Source organism: Pontixanthobacter gangjinensis (assembly GCF_009827545.1).
In the GTDB taxonomy this organism is placed as follows: domain Bacteria; phylum Pseudomonadota; class Alphaproteobacteria; order Sphingomonadales; family Sphingomonadaceae; genus Pontixanthobacter; species Pontixanthobacter gangjinensis.
The window spans coordinates 1,650,684-1,672,160 of record NZ_WTYS01000001.1 but is presented as its reverse complement, the minus strand read 5'-3'; the positions used below and the strand labels follow the sequence as shown (position 1 = coordinate 1,672,160).

14 protein-coding genes are annotated in these 21,477 nt (G+C 54.5%); 7 read left to right on the top strand and 7 right to left on the bottom strand.

What is annotated here, in order from left to right; genetic code table 11:
• Positions 1–62: 62 nt before the first annotated feature.
• Positions 63–2,105 (bottom strand): CapA family protein, encoded by a 2,043-nt coding sequence (locus GRI36_RS07890; RefSeq protein WP_160597962.1) that lies wholly within the window; start codon positions 2,103–2,105, stop codon positions 63–65.
• A 44-nt stretch (positions 2,106–2,149) separates the two neighbouring features.
• Positions 2,150–2,977 carry an outer membrane protein assembly factor BamD gene (locus GRI36_RS07885; protein WP_268893849.1) on the bottom strand — a complete coding sequence of 276 codons (828 nt, stop codon included), beginning with the start codon at positions 2,975–2,977 and terminating at the stop codon, positions 2,150–2,152.
• A gap of 169 nt (positions 2,978–3,146) precedes the next feature.
• Between GRI36_RS07885 and GRI36_RS07880 the strand changes: the two genes are divergently transcribed.
• Together GRI36_RS07880 and GRI36_RS07875 are read left to right on the top strand one after the other, a co-directional pair.
• Positions 3,147–3,560, top strand: a complete 414-nt coding sequence (locus tag GRI36_RS07880) for a hypothetical protein (protein ID WP_160597961.1) — start codon at positions 3,147–3,149, stop codon at positions 3,558–3,560.
• A gap of 3 nt (positions 3,561–3,563) precedes the next feature.
• Positions 3,564–4,463, top strand: a complete 900-nt coding sequence (locus GRI36_RS07875; protein ID WP_160597960.1) for a FecR family protein — start codon at positions 3,564–3,566, stop codon at positions 4,461–4,463.
• A 33-nt stretch (positions 4,464–4,496) separates the two neighbouring features.
• On the opposite strand, the gene GRI36_RS07870 is transcribed toward GRI36_RS07875, so the two are convergent.
• From GRI36_RS07870 to GRI36_RS07850, 5 genes are all read right to left on the bottom strand, one after another.
• Positions 4,497–6,743, bottom strand: a complete 2,247-nt coding sequence (locus GRI36_RS07870; RefSeq protein ID WP_160597959.1) for a CHASE2 domain-containing protein — start codon at positions 6,741–6,743, stop codon at positions 4,497–4,499.
• 165 nt (positions 6,744–6,908) lie between these two features.
• The gene (locus GRI36_RS07865; protein WP_160597958.1) at positions 6,909–7,628 is read right to left on the bottom strand and encodes a hypothetical protein; all 720 of its coding nucleotides are present in this window, start codon (positions 7,626–7,628) and stop codon (positions 6,909–6,911) included.
• A 71-nt stretch (positions 7,629–7,699) separates the two neighbouring features.
• Complete coding sequence (lepA, locus tag GRI36_RS07860; protein ID WP_160597957.1) at positions 7,700–9,520, bottom strand: translation elongation factor 4; 1,821 nt, start codon at positions 9,518–9,520, stop codon at positions 7,700–7,702.
• A 96-nt stretch (positions 9,521–9,616) separates the two neighbouring features.
• Positions 9,617–11,818 carry an EAL domain-containing protein gene (locus GRI36_RS07855; RefSeq protein WP_160597956.1) on the bottom strand — a complete coding sequence of 734 codons (2,202 nt, stop codon included), beginning with the start codon at positions 11,816–11,818 and terminating at the stop codon, positions 9,617–9,619.
• A complete protein-coding gene (locus GRI36_RS07850) occupies positions 11,811–14,534 on the bottom strand; it encodes a putative bifunctional diguanylate cyclase/phosphodiesterase (RefSeq protein ID WP_235902197.1) in 2,724 nt (907 codons plus the stop codon). Before GRI36_RS07850 ends, GRI36_RS07855 begins: the two co-directional genes overlap by 8 nt.
• 155 nt (positions 14,535–14,689) lie before the next feature.
• Between GRI36_RS07850 and GRI36_RS07845 the strand changes: the two genes are divergently transcribed.
• From GRI36_RS07845 to GRI36_RS07825, 5 genes are all read left to right on the top strand, one after another.
• Complete coding sequence (locus GRI36_RS07845; RefSeq protein ID WP_160597955.1) at positions 14,690–16,384, top strand: PHA/PHB synthase family protein; 1,695 nt, start codon at positions 14,690–14,692, stop codon at positions 16,382–16,384.
• A gap of 46 nt (positions 16,385–16,430) precedes the next feature.
• Complete coding sequence (locus GRI36_RS07840) at positions 16,431–17,279, top strand: alpha/beta fold hydrolase (protein WP_235902196.1); 849 nt, start codon at positions 16,431–16,433, stop codon at positions 17,277–17,279.
• Positions 17,280–17,294: 15 nt separating this feature from the next.
• Complete coding sequence (locus GRI36_RS07835) at positions 17,295–18,611, top strand: FAD-dependent oxidoreductase (RefSeq protein WP_160597954.1); 1,317 nt, start codon at positions 17,295–17,297, stop codon at positions 18,609–18,611.
• A 63-nt stretch (positions 18,612–18,674) separates the two neighbouring features.
• Positions 18,675–20,429 (top strand): N-acyl-D-amino-acid deacylase family protein, encoded by a 1,755-nt coding sequence (locus GRI36_RS07830; RefSeq protein ID WP_160597953.1) that lies wholly within the window; start codon positions 18,675–18,677, stop codon positions 20,427–20,429.
• On the top strand, positions 20,426–21,436 hold the full coding sequence (locus tag GRI36_RS07825; RefSeq protein ID WP_160597952.1) for a zinc-dependent alcohol dehydrogenase family protein: 1,011 nt from the start codon (positions 20,426–20,428) through the stop codon (positions 21,434–21,436). The genes GRI36_RS07830 and GRI36_RS07825 overlap by 4 nt, the downstream gene beginning before the upstream one ends.
• Positions 21,437–21,477: the final 41 nt, after the last annotated feature.

Sequence of the window (21,477 nt, the reverse complement as noted above, 5' to 3'; positions counted from 1 at the left end):
GCTCGTCACGATGCTTGGGACATTTTGCGAACAAACCTGTTATTGTGTGCTTCACTTCCACGTTAGCGGGTCAAGCCAGGCTGCGAGTAAACATGCGTCCAGCGCCAGTCGGGCAAGCTTGCTGACTGCGGATCGCTGCTCGGTTGCAATTCTACCAGTGCAAAATCGTCTAGCTCGATTTTCGCAAGCGGGACGGCAGTTCCTTGCAATTGCCGGATACCGATTGCAGGTCGGAAATCTGTAATAGTGCCGTCTTCATTCACCTCGCGGCTGAACGGCAGGCTGACTTTTTGCCAACCCTGCGCGGGCATGACCATTACTGTCCCAAGATTATCACCGCGCCAACGTGCAGTTGCTCGGGTGCCGCGCGGCGGCCGATCCTTGGCTAAAAAGTCTACCCGAACCCCGTCCGGCGCCCGGACCATGACTTCGATCACATAATCGGCTTGCGATGCGTCACGCACATAAGATTGGGGGTAAAGATACATCGGTCGGCCTGTTCGTTCAGCTGTCAGCGTGAGATAGCGCCCGCCTTCTGGTTTATCGTAAAATCCAATTGCGGCATTCCTTGCGCCCCACGCACGGTCTACTGCGTCGCGAAATATCGCCGTTTCGAAATCCCCTCGCCGCAGCAAGTCGCGGCCAACCCGCACACCCTTGGCAGCGTGACAAAGACCTCCGAAGCCATCCAGCTTGAACGATTCGTGCCCGGTGTCGCAGCGAATATTATCGCCCTGGCCATCGGCACGAATTACAGCATGTCCGCCGCTCATCGCAAACCGCGTGCCTGCTTCGGATGAAAGAGAAAATACCCGCCGCAGCGTAGCCTCTCGCATTCGTCCAACAGCAGGAATGGGCCGATAATCAACCACCGCGATTGGCACCACTTCGGCGCGCAAGAACGCGCCATCCTCCAACCAAACCTTAAGGACAAAACTGGAATGTGTTTCCAAGAAATCCTGATCGAACATAAAATTGCCGATCGACCACGCAATCAGCCCGCCATTATGCACCTCAAGCCCCTGCACCACATGCGGGTGATGGCCAATCGCTAGCGGCGCACCTTGGTCGATGGCTTCGCGCAGGCGAGAAGACGTTGTCGTACCCGGACGATCAGAATACTCGCTGCCGCCATGATATTGTAGGATCGGAATATAGCCGCTTCTGGCTGCGGCCCGTACGCTTCTGCGTATTTGGCCCCGCGTGCCAAAAGCGGCTCCGCCTTTAGTTTCACCAGCTGCCTGATTAGGTGTCCAATCGCCTTGCCAACCAACGAAACCAAGCATCGCCACCTTCTCGCCAGCAACCATTACCTTATGCGGAGCCTCTGCTTCTCTATCCAGATAACCGGAGCCTGAACGGGCAAGGCCAGCCGCATCAAGCGCAGCATGGGTCGACCGTATGCCTGCGTCGTTATAGTCATTGATGTGATTGTTTCCGAGCGTCACGTAATCAACGCCCGCACGTGTCAGGGCGCCCGCCAAAGCGGTGGGTGAATAAAACACAATGCGCTTTGGCGATGCTTCGCCCGGAACATTATCGGCCAGCACCGTCTCCAGATTAACCGAGGCAAGATCGGCACTTTCGATATAGGGGCGCATCGGTGCGAGTAGCCGATCAAGGTCATCTGCTGCAGTTGCTGGCCCAATTAGTTGCCGTTCACCGCGTGCCGGGTCAATGTAACGGCGTCCCGCCATCGTATCGCCGCCAAAAAACAATTCGACCCGGCCTTTTGTGCGCCTGACGAGCTCGATTACTGGAATTTTGAGACAGCCGCATTGCGCGGAATAGGTTTCTTGAACGCCAAAGCTTTGCACCATCGCAAACACATCACCGCCGCCAATATCTATTCGGTAATATGACGCGGCGGGAATGGAGGCTTTAAAGCTTCCATCGGCATTCAAAGCAGCATCAATTCCGTTGATGCTGACGGTTAAGTCATCCGACAGATACTTGATCTGATCTCGGCTGCCATCAAGTGCGCCGAAGATATCAATTTTGGCTGGCTGGGCGGCAAAACCGGCCTGTGCGAATGTAGGTACAGCTATGAAAAGCGCAGCGATCCCAATGGCGAAAGAACATTTTTGGAGGAGATACCCGGCCAATCGAAGCTCCCGTTTAAACTGGCGCTAATTTATTGAAACCGGTATCAGTTTGATGCGAGCGTTGGCGCTTCCTTGTTCACCAATTCAAATGCTTTTTCATACCATTCATTACCGGGGTAATTGGCGCCGAGTACGGCGGCATATTTCTTCGCTTCTGCGGGCACACCCAGCGCGAGGCTACTTTCCGTCAAACGGTAGAGCGCCTCAGGTGTATGGCTGGTAGTTTGAAACTTCTCGACGACATTCTGGAAACGAATCTGGGCAGCGAGCCAGCGTCCAGAGCGTTGATAATACCGCCCGATTTCCATTTCCTTGCCCGCCAGATGATCGTTCACCAAATCGAGTTTCAGGCGCGCATCAGCAGCATATTCAGTCGTCGGAAACCGGCGATTGACTTCGGTCAGTGCGGCCAGCGCCTGTTCCGTAACCTTCTGATCACGGGTCACATCGCTGATCTGCTCGTAATAGCTGAGCGCGATCAAATAATAGGCATAAGGCGCATCTTTGTTACCCGGATGGATCGACAAAAAGCGCTGAGCGGCAGAAATCGATTTGTTGTAATCGCGCGCGACGTAATAGCTGAAGCTGCTCATCAATTGAGCGCGGCGCGCCCATGGCGAATACGGGTGTTGGCGCTCAACTTCATCAAACAAGGCCGCAGCGAGCGGTGCATTACCCCGGTCAAGCCGTTCCTTGGCCGAAGCGTAGAGAGTCTCGACATCGCGCGCGATATAGGCCGTGTCTTTGGCACCATCGCCGCCGCCGCCAAATGCGGCACAACCGCCGAGCAACATGGTGCCGCCCATCAGGGCACAGGCGAAAGCAAGCGAGCGAGGACGGCGTGCGCCGGATAACGGAAGTTTTGTGATCATGGGTGATGCCTATAGCCAGCGATAGGCTGAACGCCAAGTGAAGTTGCGCGACTTATTCTCTGATCGCGATCGCGTGCCCGGCAAAGGGCCATAGCCTAAGCATTGGACCAAAGCGGGTCGCCGAACCGCCACTTTAGTGCTATTACAGAAAATTCGCATGGAGGGACCTGTGAACACATTGAAAAGACTGCTATTGCCTTCAGCAATCGTGCTGGGCCTGGCGGCGATGACCCCAACATTGGCGCAAGACGCTGCCACAAACGTCGCTGAGACCGAAGCAGAAGCTTTCGCCGATCTCGAGGCTATGGCGGAGGTTGCAGTTGACGAAGAAGCAGGAATTCTTTTCGCGCAAGAGCAAGCTTCTCGCGGCGAAATCCTTCAAGCGATCGCAACCTTGGAACGTGTGCTGGCGCTCCACCCCAAATCACAATCTGCGCGGCTGCTACACGCGGTGTACCTCTGTCAGATCGACGATCAGGCTGGCGGTGCGGTGGAACTTGGTAAGCTCAAGAAGAAAAATTTTCCTGAAGATCTTTGGGCGCAAGCGATGAGTGTTTGCCCGCTTGCGGCTGCGGAGGATTAGGCAATGACCAGCATCAAACTCCTGACATCCAAACCATTTTGGCTAGGCATTGCCGCAATATTTTTGGCTGTCGCTCCTGCAGCTTCTGCTCCCGTTCAGGTTGGCATCGCAGGCTCGGTTGTGGGCGATGTCCGCCTGAACAATGCCGCAATAACAAAGCCTGTAAAGATCGCTCGCCGGCAAAAATTGGCATGGGGAGATACTTTGCGGACCAAAAGCAAAAGCAAGGTCCAGATTTTGCTGCGCGACCGGTCGAGCCTAACGATTGCATCCAATGCGCGACTGACAATCGATAATTTCGTTTACGACCCGCGCAAGAGCCGAACCACTGGTGCAACTGTGAGCAAAGGCGCGTTCCGGTTCATGTCAGGCCGCAAGACCCGCAATTCCTCAGCCTCGGTCAAGTCACCTGTCGGAACAATCGGTATTCGCGGCACCGCACTAGATGGTATCGTCGGCAAGGAAGCGGTCGAAATTGCCAAGAAAGAACCATTTCTTGATGGCATAAAAAGCGACAAGGACACGGCGACCTTGGTTGTCCTGCGCGGCCCGGGTGTGAATAGTCGCGGTAGTCTGGATGTCGGGCTTGCAGACGTTACCGCCGCTGGCGTTACGGTGACACTGAACGAGCCATCGCTGGCGGCTTACATCCCGCGTCCGGGTGCACCGCCGATAGGGCCCTTTAGATTATCCAATCGAGGATTGTCACGATTGCAAGATGAACTCGCGCCTCGGGTTACCAATGCAAATAAGAGCGGATTTCTGGATAAATTGCTGCCTGCAGTAGCCGTAATCGGTGTCGGAATTTTGGTCGCCACTGGAGGAAAGGATGACCCAGACAGCCCCACCGCATCCGAGCCTATCAATTGTGATGACCCTAACAATCCGAGCTCGGTTTGCTAAATTCGGTAGCAGTTTTGGATAAGGAGCCGCAGCCTATTTTTGCGTTGCTGCAAAAACACCGTCCCAATTTGCAATCTTTTGATGGTCAGACAAATGTTTGACTCTTTCGCGATATATCTGCGCTAAGGCTGACAATCCAACGTCATTATAGACCGCGCCAAATTCGTCCAGCGTTGCGGTTGCCAAAGCCCAATCTTGTTGGCGATAGGCAAATAGAAACGTTGAGTGATGCTCGGTGAGCGATTGGTATGTCTCGCCGGTCGCAAACAGCTCATCACCGAGCAAGGCGAAAATAGTATCGGGAGCCTCTCGTCCAACCACTTTAACTCGGTCCAATTCAAGTAAAGCAAATCCGTCAAGCTGATCGGCCAGCGCGCTGCCAATCAAAATCGACACGCCATATTGCTTGGTTAGCCCTTCAAACCGAGAGGCGATATTGACCGTATCGCCAATAAGGGAATAGGACAGACGCTGCTTGGAACCCATATTACCGACGCAGCATAGGCCCGCGTTCATTCCGATTCCGATCTTGACATCGGGCGGCCAGACCTGACCAGGTTTGGCCGGCATATCGAGGTTCAATTGTTCGAGGGCCGCGACCATTTGCAGCGAAGCCCTCGCTCCATTGCGAAACTGGTCGGGATCATCCAGCGGTGCATTCCAGAACGCCAAAATTGCATCGCCGATGAATTTGTCGACCGTTGCTTTGCGCTCCAGCAAAATATCACACATCGGCGTGAGGAAACCGGTCAGGAAATTGATAACTTCCTTCGGATCATATTGCTCTGAAATCCGCGAGAACCCGCGTATATCGCAGAACATCACGGTCATCTCGCGCTCTTCCCCGCCCAGTTCCAGCTTCTCCGGATTGGCAGAAATCTGGCGCACCATTTCCGGCGATAAATATCGGTCAAACGCCCCCCTGATATACGCGCGCTGCTGCTCCTCATGCCGGAAACTCAGCAAGGTCTGGACGCCATAAACCAGCACCAGCGCGATCACGGGGTAGGTCGGATCGAGCAGATATTGCCAATTATCGAAGGCAAACCAGCTGCCCGAATAGACCGATGCTGTCCCTGCAAATCCCACCAAAGCACCGATTACTGCGCCAAGTTTAGGCAGCAACAATGCAAGCGCGCCACCCATTAAAATAACCAGCAAGAACTCAGCTCCGCGTGCCCAGTCAGGCCGGCTCAGATACTCGCCAAGAATTATCTGCTCGGCAGCTTGTGCGTGTACGGTTACGCCAGCCTCGCGGTCGCTGAGCGGAGTTGCGATCAGATCGCGCAATCCCGTCGCACTCGCCCCGACAAACACAATTTGCCCTTCAACTTGCTCGGCCAATTGATCCGCAGAATTTTCTTTCGAAAGGATTTGCCAGGCAGGTATCGTCCGCGCCGGTTCCGGCTTTGTGAACCGCGACAGCAATTCTCCGCTAGCCGTAGTCGGCACTTCGAAATCACCCACCCTAATCGACACCACTGCTCCTGTTGCGCCTGCGGTCTCACCGCTGCCATCGCTTGTTTTGATCAGAACGCTTTGCGCCCCCAGGGCTACTCGCAGTGCTTCTAGCGACAACGAGGGGACTAGCTGCCCGCGATGGGAAAATAGCAGCGGAGCCTTGCGGATAATGCCGTCTTCGTCGCCAATTATGCTCAAAGAACCAAGCCCGGCTGCTGCGTCTTGCAAGATCGGTAGCGATTGGACGGAGCCGCTATATTGCTCAACCTCGACTGGCGGCGAGCCGAGCACAGCCATCCCGGCTGGTAATTCCAGCGCCGTGCCCCGGTCCTCCTTCAGCAGGAAGAACCCACCTACAACCGGCGACATCGCAAAAACATCAGCAAGCGCATCATCATTACTTGGCAATCCCGCGAGCCGCGCCGCAAGCGCCTCATTCCCTTCGCCAAGTCGCAATTGGTCCGCGATTTGTTCGGGTGAGGTTCGGTCCGCTTCAGAGAACACTATATCGAACGCAATCGCCGCCGCGCCTGCATCGCTCAGCCGTTGGGTCAGCCGGGCAATCTCGGTCCGCGGCCAGGGCCATTGCCCAAACCGTTCAATCGATTCCTCGTCAATATCGACAATCCGCACCGCCGCATCTTCATATACTCGGGGGGCCGCGCGCTGATAGCTGTCAAACACCCACAGCCCCAACCGGTCAAACACCGGAACCGCCGCGAATTGCAGCGCCGCCACCGCTGCAACCACCAGCAATCCCACGATGACCGGCCCGCTTTTAATCCGCTCTGCTGATGCGGCTATGAAGTCTCTGACCATGGTTAGACAATCCCCCGCCCACAGAGTGCCGCACCCGCGCGCGCACCGCAAGCTTCCGCTCCAATGGCATCAAGCACAATACTAGCGCGGAATTTTTAGGATCGAACCTAATGCCGGATAAACAGAAGTTGCCTATTATGGATGGAGATTTCCAAGAAGCCTATCTCACTCCGGTTTGGCGCAATACTCATGCTTTCCACTTTCGCACAAGGCAACTTTGCGGCGCCATTCGGCCATCTCCGCCTCAAAAGCAGCTTTGTCTTCCGCGACCTTGCGCTGATATTCCGCCTCGTTGAATGCGGTAATTTCTGCAATTTCGCGTTCGTTTCGACGGTTCTGTTCTTCGATCTCCGCAACCTTTGCGGCGTGACGCTCATCGCGGGCTTTATTCATTGCCTCAATGCCTTCGGCATAGAGAGCAACTTCGGCATTGGCAGTGCACAATTCCATCAACTCGGTGCGGCTTGACCGGACCTTTCCTTCAGGAACCGGCTCCAGCATCGCGCTATCCACGCTGCGATCGCATTCGGCAACTTTCAATGATAGCTGTGCCGCATAGTCGATGCCTTCTTCTCGCATCATAGCGATCATCTCGGCCATCTCATCACGCACGTCGAATTTATTGGCTTCACGGATTTGTGTGCAGGTTTCGCTCTCGTAGACCGCAAAAGCGTCTGCATCTTTCCCGTCGGTTGCCGCGAGTGCTTTGACTGCGTCGGCGCATTGGCGTTTCTCAAAGGAGCTGCCACTGGATGGTCTGGCATCGATTGTCTCTCCAGCCTCCTGACGAGATTCCTCGAGCGGTCGTGCCAAAGCTCCCGATGAGAGCGTAACACAAGCAATGCACGTCGTAGCAACAAGCGATTTAGCAAAATCTATCCGCATGACATCCGCCTTCTCAAAACTTGAGTCGGAAGTCTAACCTGTCGCTTTACAACTGGCAAATCACAGGTTCTTCAGCTTTCATCCCCCATCCGCAGCGCAGCGATAAACGCTTCCTGCGGAATGCTGACATTCCCGTATTCGCGCATCTTCGCTTTGCCCTTTTTCTGCTTTTCCAGCAGCTTCTTCTTCCGGCTGATATCGCCGCCATAGCATTTCGCGGTCACATCCTTGCGCATTGCACTGATGGTTTCGCGGGCGATCACTTTGCCGCCGATGGCTGCTTGCACAGGGATTTTGAACAGGTGGCGCGGGATGAGGTCTTTTAACCGTTCGCACATGCCGCGTCCCCTCGCCTCTGCCACCGCGCGGTGAACAATCATGCTGAGCGCGTCGACCGGCTCGGCGTTTACCAGAATGCTCATCTTCACCAGGTCGCCTTCGCGCAGGCCGATTTGCTCGTAATCGAAGGAGGCATAGCCGCGTGAGATGCTCTTCAGCCTATCGTAGAAATCGAACACCACTTCGTTGAGCGGCAATTCATAAGTCACTTGCGCGCGGCCGCCGACATAGGTCAGATCAACCTGAACCCCGCGACGATCCTGACACAGTTTCAAAATGCTGCCGAGATATTCATCCGGTGTATAAATGGTGGCTTTGATCCACGGCTCGTCAATCTGCTCGATCCGGCTGGGGTCGGGATAATCAGCAGGGTTGTGGAGCCACAATTCCTGCGCCGGATCGGTTCGCGATTTGTTGAGCTGGATGCGGTAGACGACCGAGGGTGCAGTGGTGATCAGGTCCAGATCATATTCGCGGGTCAGACGTTCCTGAATAATCTCCAGATGCAGCAAGCCCAAGAAACCGCAGCGGAAACCGAAGCCCAGCGCAGCACTGCTTTCGGTTTCGAAAGTAAAGCTGGCATCGTTTAGCCGCAGGCGGCTGATGCTTTCGCGCAATTTTTCGAAATCGGCTGCATCGACGGGGAACAAACCGCAAAACACGACCGACTGGACTTCTTTGTATCCGGGTAGAGGCTCGGTCGCGCCATTTTTTTGCGTGGTGATGGTGTCACCGACGCGGGCTTGCTCGACCTCTTTGATTTGTGCGGTGATGAAGCCGATTTCGCCGGGTCCCAGTTCTGGCAAATCGGTACGCTTGGGAGTGAAGCAGCCGACGCGGTCGATCAGATGATCGGTGCCGCCAACCATAAATTTGACGCCCAGCCCCTTCTTAATCACGCCCTGAATGACGCGAACAAGGATAACGACGCCGAGGTAGGGATCGTACCAGCTGTCGACCAACGATGCCTTTAGCGGCGCGTCGCGCTCACCCTTGGGAGGGGGAATTTTCTTGACGACTTGTTCGAGGATATCCTCGATACCGATGCCAGATTTGGCGGAGGCAAGGACGGCTTCGGATGCGTCGATTCCGATGACATCCTCAATTTCGGCGCGAACTTGCTCTGGCTCGGCTGCAGGAAGATCAATTTTGTTGATGACCGGGACGATTTCGTGGTCGTGCTCGATTGATTGGTAAACATTGGCGAGCGTTTGCGCTTCCACGCCTTGCGCAGCGTCTACCACCAGCAGCGCGCCTTCGCATGCGGCGAGGGAGCGCGAGACTTCATATGCGAAATCGACATGGCCGGGGGTGTCCATCAGATTGAGCTGATAGGTCTCGCCATCCTTGGCAGTGTAATTCAGGCGCACGGTCTGGGCCTTAATGGTAATGCCGCGCTCTTTTTCAATATCCATATTATCAAGGACTTGCTCGGACATTTCGCGCGCAGTTAAGCCGCCGGTGAATTGGATCAACCGATCTGCCAGCGTGCTCTTGCCATGGTCAATGTGCGCGATAATCGAAAAATTGCGTATATTCTTAAGTTCGGTCATGAATCGCCGGTCAATTTGGATAATGCACGAAATAGTGCGTTACCCAGCCCCTTAGCGATGCTGAACGGACCTGTCAGCAGCTTCTATGCGTTAAGGCTAACTGGACTTGGCGCTCATATCAATCTGCATGAATTGCGGGAGTGTTGGTGTGCCGTCCGCATTCTGATTTTTGATGAGGGGATAATGGCCGGGAGGTAACGCCCCTAATGGCATCCCTGCGGCAGCCAACGCATAGGGAGATATCCGGTGGCGAGTGCACAATCCATCGGCGCCATCGCTGACCAGTGGTGCCTCAAATTCAAGCCCTTGCGTTGCATCATCCGATCGGCGCACAACCGCGACTGCCAATTGGCCTTCGCCAAGATCAAGCACCAATTTGGTTGATTCGGGGATGTTCAATATTCCTTCAATCATCGCGCCCGTCCGCGATAGATTCCTCAAAACAGCCTCGTAGCGATGGTCCTCATGAATCACGCCGATCTTCCGGAATACAGTGCGACGATCGGACCTGTGCTTTGCAGGACCAACCGGATCGAACTTCAGCCGTCCGGATTCAAGCCGCTCGAGGATATCGACCTGATTCATTGCCCTGGCGAAGATGAAACCCTGGATCAAATCAGCGCCTCGCTCTGTCACCAAATTAAGTTCATCCAGCGCCTCAACGCCTTCAGCCACTGTTTCCATACCCAATGCGGCTGCCAGACTGATAATGGCCGTGATTATTGCAGAATTGTTATTACCAGCCTCTGTCGACCCGCGCACGAAGCTCTGATCGATCTTTATCTTGTCAAAGGGTGCATCACGCAGATACCCAAGCGAGGAATAGCCGGTTCCAAAATCGTCCAACGCCAACCGGACGCCAATTTTCTTCAGCCGTTTGAACATACGGTTCGTAGCGAAAGGATCGCTCATGAACACGCTTTCGGTTATTTCCAGTTCAAGGCGGTTTGGATCAAAGTTGGTTGCGGCCAATGCCAGTTCGACAACCTTGTCGAATTCCTCATTTGCGAATTGCACAGCGGAAACATTAACAGCAACCCTCATTTCACCGGGCCAAGTAGCAGCGTCACGGCATGCGCGCAGGATTGCCCACTCACCGATATCAGAAATTATGCCGGTCTCTTCTGCAATCGAAATAAATTGAGACGGGCTGATCCAGCCACGCTCTGGATGATTCCAACGCATTAACGCTTCAAAGCAGCGCACCGTTCGATTTTTTGCGCAGATGATCGGTTGATAATGCAGTTCCAACTGATCCTGTTGCAGGGCGTCTCGCAGATCCTCTTCGATCTGCTTACGCATCTTAGCGCCGTCTTTGAGGTCGCTGGAATAGAAACGAAATTGTCCCCGCCCGCCGCCTTTGGCAGCATAAAGTGCCAGATCAGCACTGCTGATCAATTCGCCCGGCTCGATACCATCATAAGGGGCGATTGCGATACCGATTGACGTGCCGATAATCGCCCGGCTTCCGTCAATCGAATATGGCTGTGATACCATTTGAATTACACGTTGGGCCAATTCACCCAGTTTGCCGCGGTCGTCCATGTCCGGCAGCAGGACTTGGAATTCATCCCCGCCGATCCTGCCGATCTCGCCCGCTTCTCCCAATAGGCTGGTCAGGCGCTGCGCCACCTGTTTCAAAAGCTCATCACCTGCGGGGTGGCCCAAGGTGTCGTTTACTTGCTTGAAACGGTCCAGATCCAGCATCATCAAAGCGCAACTGCGCTTGGCCACCTTATACGCTGTAAGTGTTGCGGTTAGCCGCTTTTCCATCCTGTGCCGATTGGCTAACCCGGTTAGCACATCGTATTGCGCCAGCCGCGATGCATCACGGTTGCGTTCGCGCGCGGATGTTATGTCTTTCGCGCCACCGCGATACCCTGCGAAGTTTCCGGCTTCGTCAAACTGTGGTTTGCCCGATATTGACCACCACGCTTCAGTCGAGCTGTTTGGAACATGCACTCGCGCCGAAAGGTCCGCAAAAGAGTTCCTTGCGCTCATAAGAAAAGGAAGTGGTCTTTCCGCCTTTTCCGGATCATCACTTTTGTCAGGAATGAATAAGCCCGTAAGTATTTCGCCGATCAATGTAGAGCTGGTTTGGCCAAGAGCAGACGCTGCGCTTTCAGACAAATAAATAAGCCGACCTCCATCATCGGTGGCCCAGAACCAGCCGAGATCAAGATTCTCGAAATTATCGAGCAATTCTAAGCGCTGCGCGTTATCTATGCGAGCTACCTGCTTTGAACCTCTAACATGCGAAACTGCATTAAGTCGGGAAAGGAAACCGCGTTTAGACATGTGGGATTCCAACCGGTTCGTTCCGCGGCAACCCATCAGCTTCTAAGTCGAGAGGCTCGGAGAATTGTACGCCCATCCGGTCATCCTCGCTCCAAATTGAAACTGCTGAAACAATCTTGGAAGCGGAAAATGCAACGTTAAATGTCGTGCCAGGGGGGACATTCCACAACCCTTCAATCATGGCACCACCTAGTCCAATGTTGCGGATCTTTGCATTATAAAATTGTCCGCCAGTCTCGAGCATCACCTTGCGCAACATGGTTTGGCGAGGACCGCGTGCCGAACGATAGCCTTGAGCTTTCATTTGCGGTCCGGAAGCGAGCAATCGTGCGATGGCAGTGGTGTTGACTGCCTTGGAATAAATATATCCTTGGACATGGCTGCAACCAAGCTTGCGGACGAGATCGAGTTCATCCAGCGTTTCCACGCCTTCCGCAGTGGTATCCATCCCCAACGCTTTTGCTAGGCTGGTAATCGATGTGATAATTGCACCATTCCGGCTGCCTGGCTCCGTCGCGCCCCTCACAAAACTTTGGTCGATTTTGATTTTATCGAAGGGTGCCTTTTTGAGATATCCCAGCGATGAATATCCCGTCCCAAAATCATCAAGTGCCAGTCGCACACCGACGCGTTTTAGAGCAGTGAACATGGCATCTGTGCCTTCATCATCGTTCAGAAACACGCTTTCGGTAATCTCTAATTCCAGCCTCGAAGGCGCAATCCCCGACCGGGCAACAGCGTTGGTAATGATTGACGGCAATTGCGGGTTGGAAAACTGCACAGGTGAAACATTGACCGCACAACGAATATTTTCCGGCCATTGCGCCAAGTCATTGCAAGCTGTCCTTATCGCCCATTCACCAATCGCCGAAATTAGCCCGGTATCTTCCGCAATATGAATAAACTTGCTGGGCGAAAGCCAGCCTCTCGTGGGGTGGTTCCAACGTAGCAGGGCTTCGAAGCCGGCAATTGTATCATCATGCGAGCACACCACCGGCTGATAGAATAATTCCAAGGAGCCATTTGCAATTGCATCTCGCAAATCTTCCTCAACCTTGCTTCTTTCCTCCGCAGCTGAATGCAAATCATTCGAATAAAAATGATAGCGTCCACGGCCTCCATCTTTTGCAGCATAAAGTGCAAGATCCGAATTACGGACCAGGGATTCATTCGTTTCACCATTCGCAGGCGCAACCGCAATACCAATCGATGCGCCAATCACAACGCGCTGGCCTTCAATCGAATATGGCTGGGACAGCGCGTGGATGATTTCATGGGCCAACTGCGCCAATTGCTGCCGTTCTGATCGTCCATGGATAATGACTTCGAATTCGTCGCCACCAAGCCTGCCGACCCTGCCTTGCTTGCCAACGGAACGCGTTAGCCGGTCGGCAACCTGCTTCAGCAGTGCGTCACCCGCGGGATGACCCAGCGTATCGTTAACATGTTTGAAGCGGTCCAGATCCAACAGAAATACACTGCACTCGCGGTGCTGTTCTAGCGGCGCTTTGAGAATTTTTTCCAGAGTTTGCTGCATTTGGAACCGGTTGGCGAGGCCAGTGAGTGAATCATATTGAGCAAGCCGATTGACATTTTCTGCACTGCGCTTCTTTTCGGTAAGGTCAGTGCCGGAACCACGAAAACCAACGAAGTTCTGGAAACTATCGTATGCCGGACGTCCGCTGACCGACCACCAGCGCTCTTCACCGGGTGCGACAGCGCGAGTTCCCAATTCTTGGAACGACGAACGGGCAGATAGGTGAAATGTTAAAGTCCGTTCGCCGTCTCGATTGTCATCATTTAGGTCGAACAAATCGATAAACGGCTTGCCAAGAATAGCGGATGGCGGACGCTTTAGCACTGCGATTACAGACGGGGAGAGATACGTCAGAAGCCCTCGCCGGTCAGTTTCCCAGAACCAGCCCTGACCTGTTTCCTCATAATCTCGGAGGATATCCTCTGCACGATTGCGCTCACGTTCACGAGCCTGAGCAGCTACCATGTCCACTCGATCTTGTTCGATTTGGTATCGACCAACTAGTGTTATAAACACCCCGGCTGCAATCAGTGCAGCAACTGCGTCAAAACTGCCAAAGCCGATCGCAATGATACCCCAAGAAAGCCAGAGGCAGGCCAATTGTTGATAGGTGCGATGCCTCAAAAGCACGATGCACATTACATTCGAAGAAATGATGCCCGCCACAACCCAAGGCCAGTTGAGGCCGCCATTCATCCCCCAAGAGACCAAGACGACAGCATGACCAGCTACGGGTATTAAAATTGAAATCCAAGCCAATATCATGGGGGCAAGAGCTTTGGCCTTAGCCGCACGCTCCCATGGTGCGATCTTGCGCGAAAACAGAGATATGGCTGTCGATGCCAGCGCCGTCGCCGCAATGAGAACGGACGGAAGGGACATGCTGGCCAACGCGGCCAGCGGCATCATAGCAGCGATCGCTAAGCCGGTTACCCACCAGTTATGCGGCAGAACGTATTCGGCGTCCCAGCCGGCCTCCTTGCTTACGGATTGATTGCGCGTGGCGGTCTTGCGGCGCTGTCCCTCGGACCGGCGTGTTACACCAGTAGTGTCTATGGGGTTCTCGCCCGGTCTGCGGCTTTGATCTGACGATAGGCCAGGACGCACGATTGCGGGCACGCTTTCACGTGCCTCTTCACGGCCTCCTATTGCCTGCCTCTGCGGTTGGTTTCCGCCCATGCCCTCTCCATGCCGAAAGGCTTTTGAAAAACAGTTAATTTTTAAAAGAATCCGAGCCATATTTGGAACCGCGATTATCCTCGGCTTGCCAATCACCACCGCGCGGTGCATGAAACCGGAAAGAACAAATTGAATGCAGGGGAGCAGGAGAATACATGGCCGAAGGCAAAAAACTTGCTGATGAAGCAGCCCAATCCACCACCGCATTAGGCCCGATGATCGGGTTGGCTCGCGAGGATTTTGTTGGGGCGATCGCCCTGCTGCTGCGCGAAACCGCCAGCGACCCAATGCGGTCTGTGAAACATGCTCAGGAAGTCGGACAGGACATGATTAAGATCATGACCGGCAAGTCTGATCTGGCGCCTGACCCCAAGGATAAGCGGTTCCGCGATCCTGCTTGGCAGTACAACCCGTTTTTCCGGGCCGGTGCGCAATATTATCTCGCGGTTCAAAAGGGCATGAGCAACTGGCTCAATGATCTGGAACTGGACGATCTGGAACGAGACCGCGCCAACTTCATTTCCAACATTATTATTGACGGGCTGGCCCCTACCAACACACTTCTCGGCAACCCCACTGCGCAGAAGCGATTGGTCGATAGCGGCGGCCTCAGCCTCGTTAAAGGCTTGAAAAATGCTTACAACGACATGGTCCACAACAAGGGCATGGTTAGCATGGTTGACAAGCGGCCATTCAAGCTGGGCGAGAATATCGCAATTTCAAAAGGTGCGGTCGTGTTGCGCACAGAAATGATGGAATTGGTTCACTATGCACCGACAACAGATGAAGTGTATGAAATACCGCAACTGACCATCCCGCCGCAAATTAATAAGATGTATATCAATGATCTAAGCCCCGATAAATCGGTGGTGAAGTGGCAGCTCGATAACGGCATCCAGACTTTTGTAATTTCGTGGCGCAACCCTTCGAAAGAACAGGGCCATTGGAACATGACGGATTACGTCAATTCCTGCCGTGAGGCGATGGAAGCTGCTGCTGCAATAACGGGAGCAAAGAAGGTTAACGTTTCGGCTGGTTGCTCTGGTGGGCAGACAGCAGCGATGCTGGCTAGCAAGCTTGCTGCAGATGGCAGCGATCTGCTTGGCGCCTTGACGCTGATGGTTTGCGTTCTGCACCCAAAGCAGAATGATATTGAAGCGGGATCTCTGGTTAGTGAAAATGGCATGCAGCTCGCGCGCCGCCGTGCTGCCAAGAAGGGCATTATCAAGGGCGACGACCTGACACGCAGCTTTGCTTGGTTGCGGCCGAATGACCTCATTTGGAACTATGTGATCAACAATTATTTGCTCGGCGACGATCCGCCAGCCTTCGACGTGTTGTTCTGGAACGCTGACGCGACAAACCTTTCTGCCAGCCTGATGGGAGACTTCCTGACCGCGTTTGAGACGCTTGCGTTTACGCGTAAGGGCGAGGTCGAAATGGTCGATCACATGGTCGATCTGTCGAAAGTCACCGCCGATCTGTTCATTCTCGGCGGCGTGACCGACCACATAACCCCGTGGAAGGCGACATACCGTTCAACGCAGCTGTTTGGCTCCAAAGATGTAACCTATGTCCTGAGCCAAGCTGGCCATATGCAAGCAATCCTGAACCCTCCGGGTAATCCGAAAGCCAAATATTTTGTGCAGAAGAAAACAGGCGAACTGCCCAAGACTGCTGACGAATGGCTGCAAGGTACAGAGGAAGTTGCCGGCAGTTGGTGGCCATATTGGGCAGAATGGGTGACCAAGCGCGCTGGCAAGAAGAAAGCCGCTCCGAAGAAACTCGGCAATGCCAAATTCAAACCATCAGATCCGGCCCCTGGTCTGTATGTTTCTGAGGAAGTTTAACCCGCTTAACCGGCGCTTTATATCTGAATAATTTAAGGAATTTTGTTTGACCGACCCCATGGCATCGGCTGAGGTTTCAATCGAAAATGTTGGTGGACGCGATTTGCGTATTGCACGTTGGCGTCTGGATGAACCAAGCGATCATCCCCCGATCCTGTTTTTCAACGGAATTGGCGCGAATATCGAAGCTGTTGCACCCATGGCGGAGGCATTTAGTGATCGCAGCTTCATAATGTTTGACATGCCCGGGATAGGCGGCTCGCCTGCCCCGCTCGTCCCCTATAATGTGGTGACGATGGCATGGACCGCGACGCAAGTTCTTGACCTTTATGGCCTCGATCAAGTCGATGTGATGGGCATCAGCTGGGGCGGCGGAATGGCGCAGCACTTCGCCATTCAGCATCCCGGCCGCACGCGCAAGCTGGTATTGATCGCAACCAGCGCAGGCATGTTGATGGTTCCCGGTAGCCCGAAAGCGCTGACCAAAATGGCCAATCCGCGCCGCTATATTGACCCGGAATTCATGACCAAGAACTTTGAAACACTGTATGGCGAAGGCTTAGGCAGCGGTCCCGGCAAGGGCGCTCACATGTCGCGCCTCACTCCGCCATCGCCGCGCGGATATATGTATCAATTGATTGCGATGCTAGGTTGGACCAGCGCGCCCGCCCTGCCCTTCATGAAGAAGGAAACGTTAATCCTTATGGGTGACGACGATGCGATCGTTCCGCTCGCCAACGGCAAGTTCCTGCGTAGCCTGATCCCCAACAGCGAATTGGTGGTAATGGAAGGTGGCGGTCACTTGTTCTTACTGAGCCATAAGGACGAAAGCGTTGCGGCAATCCGCGCCCATTTGGACGTGATAGATGATGCGGAGCAATCAAAAGCAGCCTGATTTTCGGGAGAGACTATGCGGCATATCGCGATTATCGGCTCTGGGCCGGCAGGTTATTACACAGCCGAAGCCGCCCAGAAGCATTGGGGTAACGAGGTTAGGGTCGATATTTTCGACAAATTGCCGGTTCCCTATGGCCTGATCCGAACCGGCGTCGCCCCAGATCACCAATCGATCAAAGGCGTGTCGCGGCGATATGAAAAGACCGCGTTGACTGACAATGTCCGCTTTGTTGGCAATGTTGCCGTGGGCGAGGATATTTCCATCGCCGAATTGCACGAATTGTATGATGCCATTGTGCTCGCAACGGGCGCGCCGAATGACCGGAAACTGGCCATGCCCGGCGAAGATCTTGGCAATGTCTTCGGAAGCGCAAGCTTTGTCGGCTGGTATAATGGTCACCCGCAATTTGCAGATTTAAACCCTGACCTTTCGGGTAAACATGCTGTGGTCATTGGCATGGGCAATGTCGCGCTTGATGTCGCACGCATATTAGCCAAAACCGAAAGCGAATTTGAAGGCAGTGACATTGTAGGCCATGCCCTAAATGCGCTTACATCCTCGGGAATTGAGAAGATCACTATTCTGGGGCGGCGCGGCCCTCATCAGATCATGATGACGCCAAAAGAGTTGGGAGAACTTGGTTCGCTTGACCGCGCATCGCCCCGCGTGGATCGTGCTGATTTGCCAGATGAGGGCGATGATGCGGTGCTTGAGCCGGGCATAAGAAAATCGGTCACTCACTTGCGCAGTTTCGCTGTCATTCCCGAGGATATGCACGCTGAAAAGGCCATTGAGGTTGAGTTTGATTTCTTCGCAAACCCCATTGCAATCGAGGGAGAGGGAACAGCAAATGCGGTAACGGTAGAGCGCACAACGCTCCAAGCTGGCCGAGCGGCAGGGACCGGCGAAACCTACTCAGTACAAGCTGACTTGGTTGTGGCCTGCATCGGGTATCGCACCTCGCCGATAAGCGGCGTTCCATTCGATCAGCGCGCAGGGCGTTTTGCCAATGACGAAGGCCGGATCCTAACCGGCTTGTATTGCGTCGGCTGGGCACGGCGAGGCCCATCGGGCACAATCGGGACCAACCGGCCCGATGGATATGGTGTAATCGAGAAAGTCGCAGAAGACATGAACGCGGGTAAGCTCGGCCGGGTTGGAAAAACAGGTCGAGCGGGTTTCGACACGCTTGCGGCTGAACGCGGAATAGACATCGTCACCTTCCAGGACTGGAAGAAGATCGAAGAAGCTGAAGCTGCTGCCGCCCGTGTTGGCTCCCCCCGAGAGAAATTCGTCGACATCGCTGCAATGATAAAAGCAAGCCAGTAGCCAAACGCAACTGGACTCAGCGAGCGCTCTATGGAATTCTCTCTTCAGAGAGAGGAAACCACCATGCCAGCATTTGATCTAATCATCCGAAACGGTACAATCGTCGACGGAACCGGAGAAGACAGTTTCACCGGAGACATCGCCATCAGAGATGGCGTAATCGCTCAGGTGGGAGAAGTGCGCGGCGATGCGGCCGAAGAAATCGATGCCGGCGGCTATCTTGTCACGCCTGGCTTCGTGGATATACACACCCATTATGACGGGCAGGCCACCTGGGATCAGGAGATGGCCCCGTCCAGTTGGCATGGCGTAACCACAGTCGTGATGGGCAATTGCGGTGTGGGCTTTGCTCCGGCGAAACCCGACCGGCACGAATGGCTGATCAGCCTGATGGAAGGGGTCGAGGACATTCCCGGAACCGCTCTGGCCGAGGGCATTACGTGGGATTGGGAGACCTTCCCTGAATATCTAGATGCGCTGGAAAAGATGCCGCGCGCGGTCGATATTGGCACTCATGTGCCACACGGTGCCGTGCGTGCCTATGTGTTGGAAGACCGCGAACAACCCGGCGCTGTCCCCACCTCTGATGATATCGCCAAAATGTCCGCGATTGTGGAAGAGGGGGTGCGGGCCGGTGCGCTTGGTTTTTCCACCAGCCGGACAGTTCTGCACAAATCTATAGATGGTGAGCTGGTGCCGGGCACAACCGCCACCACCGAAGAGCTGATCGAAATCGGGCGGGCCATGGGCCGCGCCGGCCATGGTGTGTTCGAGATGGCGAGCGATTTGCAGCGGGACTGGAATGAATTCGAATGGATGGGTGATCTAAGCCGTGAAACCGGTCTGCCGGTCACTTTTGCGGCGCTGGAATCGATTGCCAAAGAAATGCCGCTGAAGGAACAGATCGCCACGATGCGCGCGCAAAATGACAACGGTGCGAATATTGTGGCGCAGATCGCATTGCGTGGAAACGGTATTATCATGGCATGGCAGGGAACCGTAAACCCGTTTGTCTATCGGCCCAGCTGGCAGGCAATCAAGGGTTTGCCTTGGGACCAGCAGAAACCCAAACTGCTCGATCCCGCGTTCAAGGCGCAGCTTCTGTCCGAAGCCAATGATTATTCCGAAGCCCCCAAAGATATTTTAGGCGTGGTGATGGTGATCACTCAAGGCTGGGCGCTGCAATATGAAATGGACCCCGATTTTGATTACGAACCCGATGCTACTGCCAGCGTCAATGCACGCGGAATTGCCAAGGGCGTGGACCCTCAGGAATATGCCTATGACATGCTGTGCGCCGATGATGGGACTGGCTTCATCTATTTGCCAATACTGAATTATGCGGATGGCAACCTCGACTTCCTGCATCCGCTGCAACATGCAGATGATACAGTAAACTCGCTATCTGATGGTGGCGCGCATTGCGGCACCATTTGCGATGCGGCGAGCCCTACATTCATGCTCGAACATTGGGTTCGCGACCGGAAGCGCGGCGAACGTATTACGCTCGAAAATGCGATCAAGCGGCAATGCCTGGATACAGCGCGGCTATATGGTCTGGAAGATCGCGGAATAATCGCCCCCGGCTATCTGGCTGATCTCAACATCATCGATTTTGCCAAGATTAAACTAGGCAAGCCATGGCTGGCGTTCGACTTGCCTGCCGGAGGAAAGCGCTTGCTGCAAAAAGCCGACGGCTATGTCGCGACGATCAAGAACGGAGCAGTGACCTTCCGAGAGGGCAAATGGACCGGCGCTACACCCGGCGGGCTAATCCGCGGGCCGCAGCGTGCCACACTGGCGGAGGCAGCCGAATGAAGGCCGTCCGCACAGGCTCCGCGCCCTCCTCGCTCGATACTCTCGAACTGTTCGAGATGGACGATCCCGGCGCACCCAGAGCGGGCGAAATTCGTGTCGCTTTGAAGGCTTCCTCGCTAAACTACCATGATTATGCAGTGGTCAAAGGTATGCTGCCTACAGAGCAAGGCCGTATCCCGATGTCCGACGGTGCCGGTATCGTCGAAGCAATTGGTGAGGGCGTAGCCGATTACAATGTCGGTGATCTGGTCCTTTCGACCTTCTTTCCTGATTGGCTGGATGGAACCCCGCCAGGCAGCGCGTTCAAACGAGTGCCCGGTGACGGAATTGATGGTTATGCGCGCGAAATAGTCGTCGCCCCCACCACATGGTTTACCCATGCGCCAAAAGGCTATGATGCGGCTCAAGCGGCGACGCTCACCTGCGCAGGTTTGACCGCTTGGCGCGCTCTGTTTGTGGATAATGCGATCAAGCCGGGTGATACCGTGCTGGTGCAAGGCACAGGCGGCGTGTCGATTTTCGCATTGCAAATGGCAAAGGCCGCCGGCGCGAACGTAATCGCGACCAGTTCAAGCGGAGAGAAGCTGGAGCGGCTCAATGACTTGGGCGCTGACCAATTGATCAATTACAAAGAAGTCGAGGCCTGGGGCGCAAAGGTTCTTGAACTCACTGGCGGTGCAGGCGTGGATTGCGTTGTCGAAATCGGCGGGGCGGGAACACTGGACCAATCAATGATGGCCACGCGTGTTGGTGGCCATATAGCCTTGATCGGAGTACTGACGGGCTTTGCAGGACCGGTGCAGACGGCCTTGCTGATGGCGAAAAACTTGCGCGTTCAAGGCCTGACGGTCGGCAGCCGCAAGCAGCAACTTGATATGATCGCGGGGATTGAAGCGAATGGCATTGTGCCGGTAATTTCAGACAAATTCGCGCTGGCGGACCTCGCCGATGCGTTCCGCCATCAGGAAAGCGGTAAGCATTTCGGCAAGATTGCTGTCGATATTTAGGGTGAATGTGAGCCCCGAATTGTGCCGGGACTCACATTTCT

Excerpts from the sequence above, each read along its gene's own strand:
- GRI36_RS07885 (WP_268893849.1), bottom strand. The coding sequence starts at position 2,977 with ATGATCACAAAACTTCCGTTATCCGGCGCACGCCGTCCTCGCTCGCTT.
- GRI36_RS07875 (WP_160597960.1), top strand. The coding sequence starts at position 3,564 with ATGACCAGCATCAAACTCCTGACATCCAAACCATTTTGGCTAGGCATT.
- GRI36_RS07870 (WP_160597959.1), bottom strand. The coding sequence starts at position 6,743 with ATGGTCAGAGACTTCATAGCCGCATCAGCAGAGCGGATTAAAAGCGGG.
- GRI36_RS07865 (WP_160597958.1), bottom strand. The coding sequence starts at position 7,628 with ATGCGGATAGATTTTGCTAAATCGCTTGTTGCTACGACGTGCATTGCT.
- lepA (WP_160597957.1), bottom strand. The coding sequence starts at position 9,520 with ATGACCGAACTTAAGAATATACGCAATTTTTCGATTATCGCGCACATT.
- GRI36_RS07855 (WP_160597956.1), bottom strand. The coding sequence starts at position 11,818 with ATGTCTAAACGCGGTTTCCTTTCCCGACTTAATGCAGTTTCGCATGTT.
- GRI36_RS07850 (WP_235902197.1), bottom strand. The coding sequence starts at position 14,534 with ATGGGCGGAAACCAACCGCAGAGGCAGGCAATAGGAGGCCGTGAAGAG.
- GRI36_RS07845 (WP_160597955.1), top strand. The coding sequence starts at position 14,690 with ATGGCCGAAGGCAAAAAACTTGCTGATGAAGCAGCCCAATCCACCACC.
- GRI36_RS07835 (WP_160597954.1), top strand. The coding sequence starts at position 17,295 with ATGCGGCATATCGCGATTATCGGCTCTGGGCCGGCAGGTTATTACACA.
- GRI36_RS07830 (WP_160597953.1), top strand. The coding sequence starts at position 18,675 with ATGCCAGCATTTGATCTAATCATCCGAAACGGTACAATCGTCGACGGA.
- GRI36_RS07825 (WP_160597952.1), top strand. The coding sequence starts at position 20,426 with ATGAAGGCCGTCCGCACAGGCTCCGCGCCCTCCTCGCTCGATACTCTC.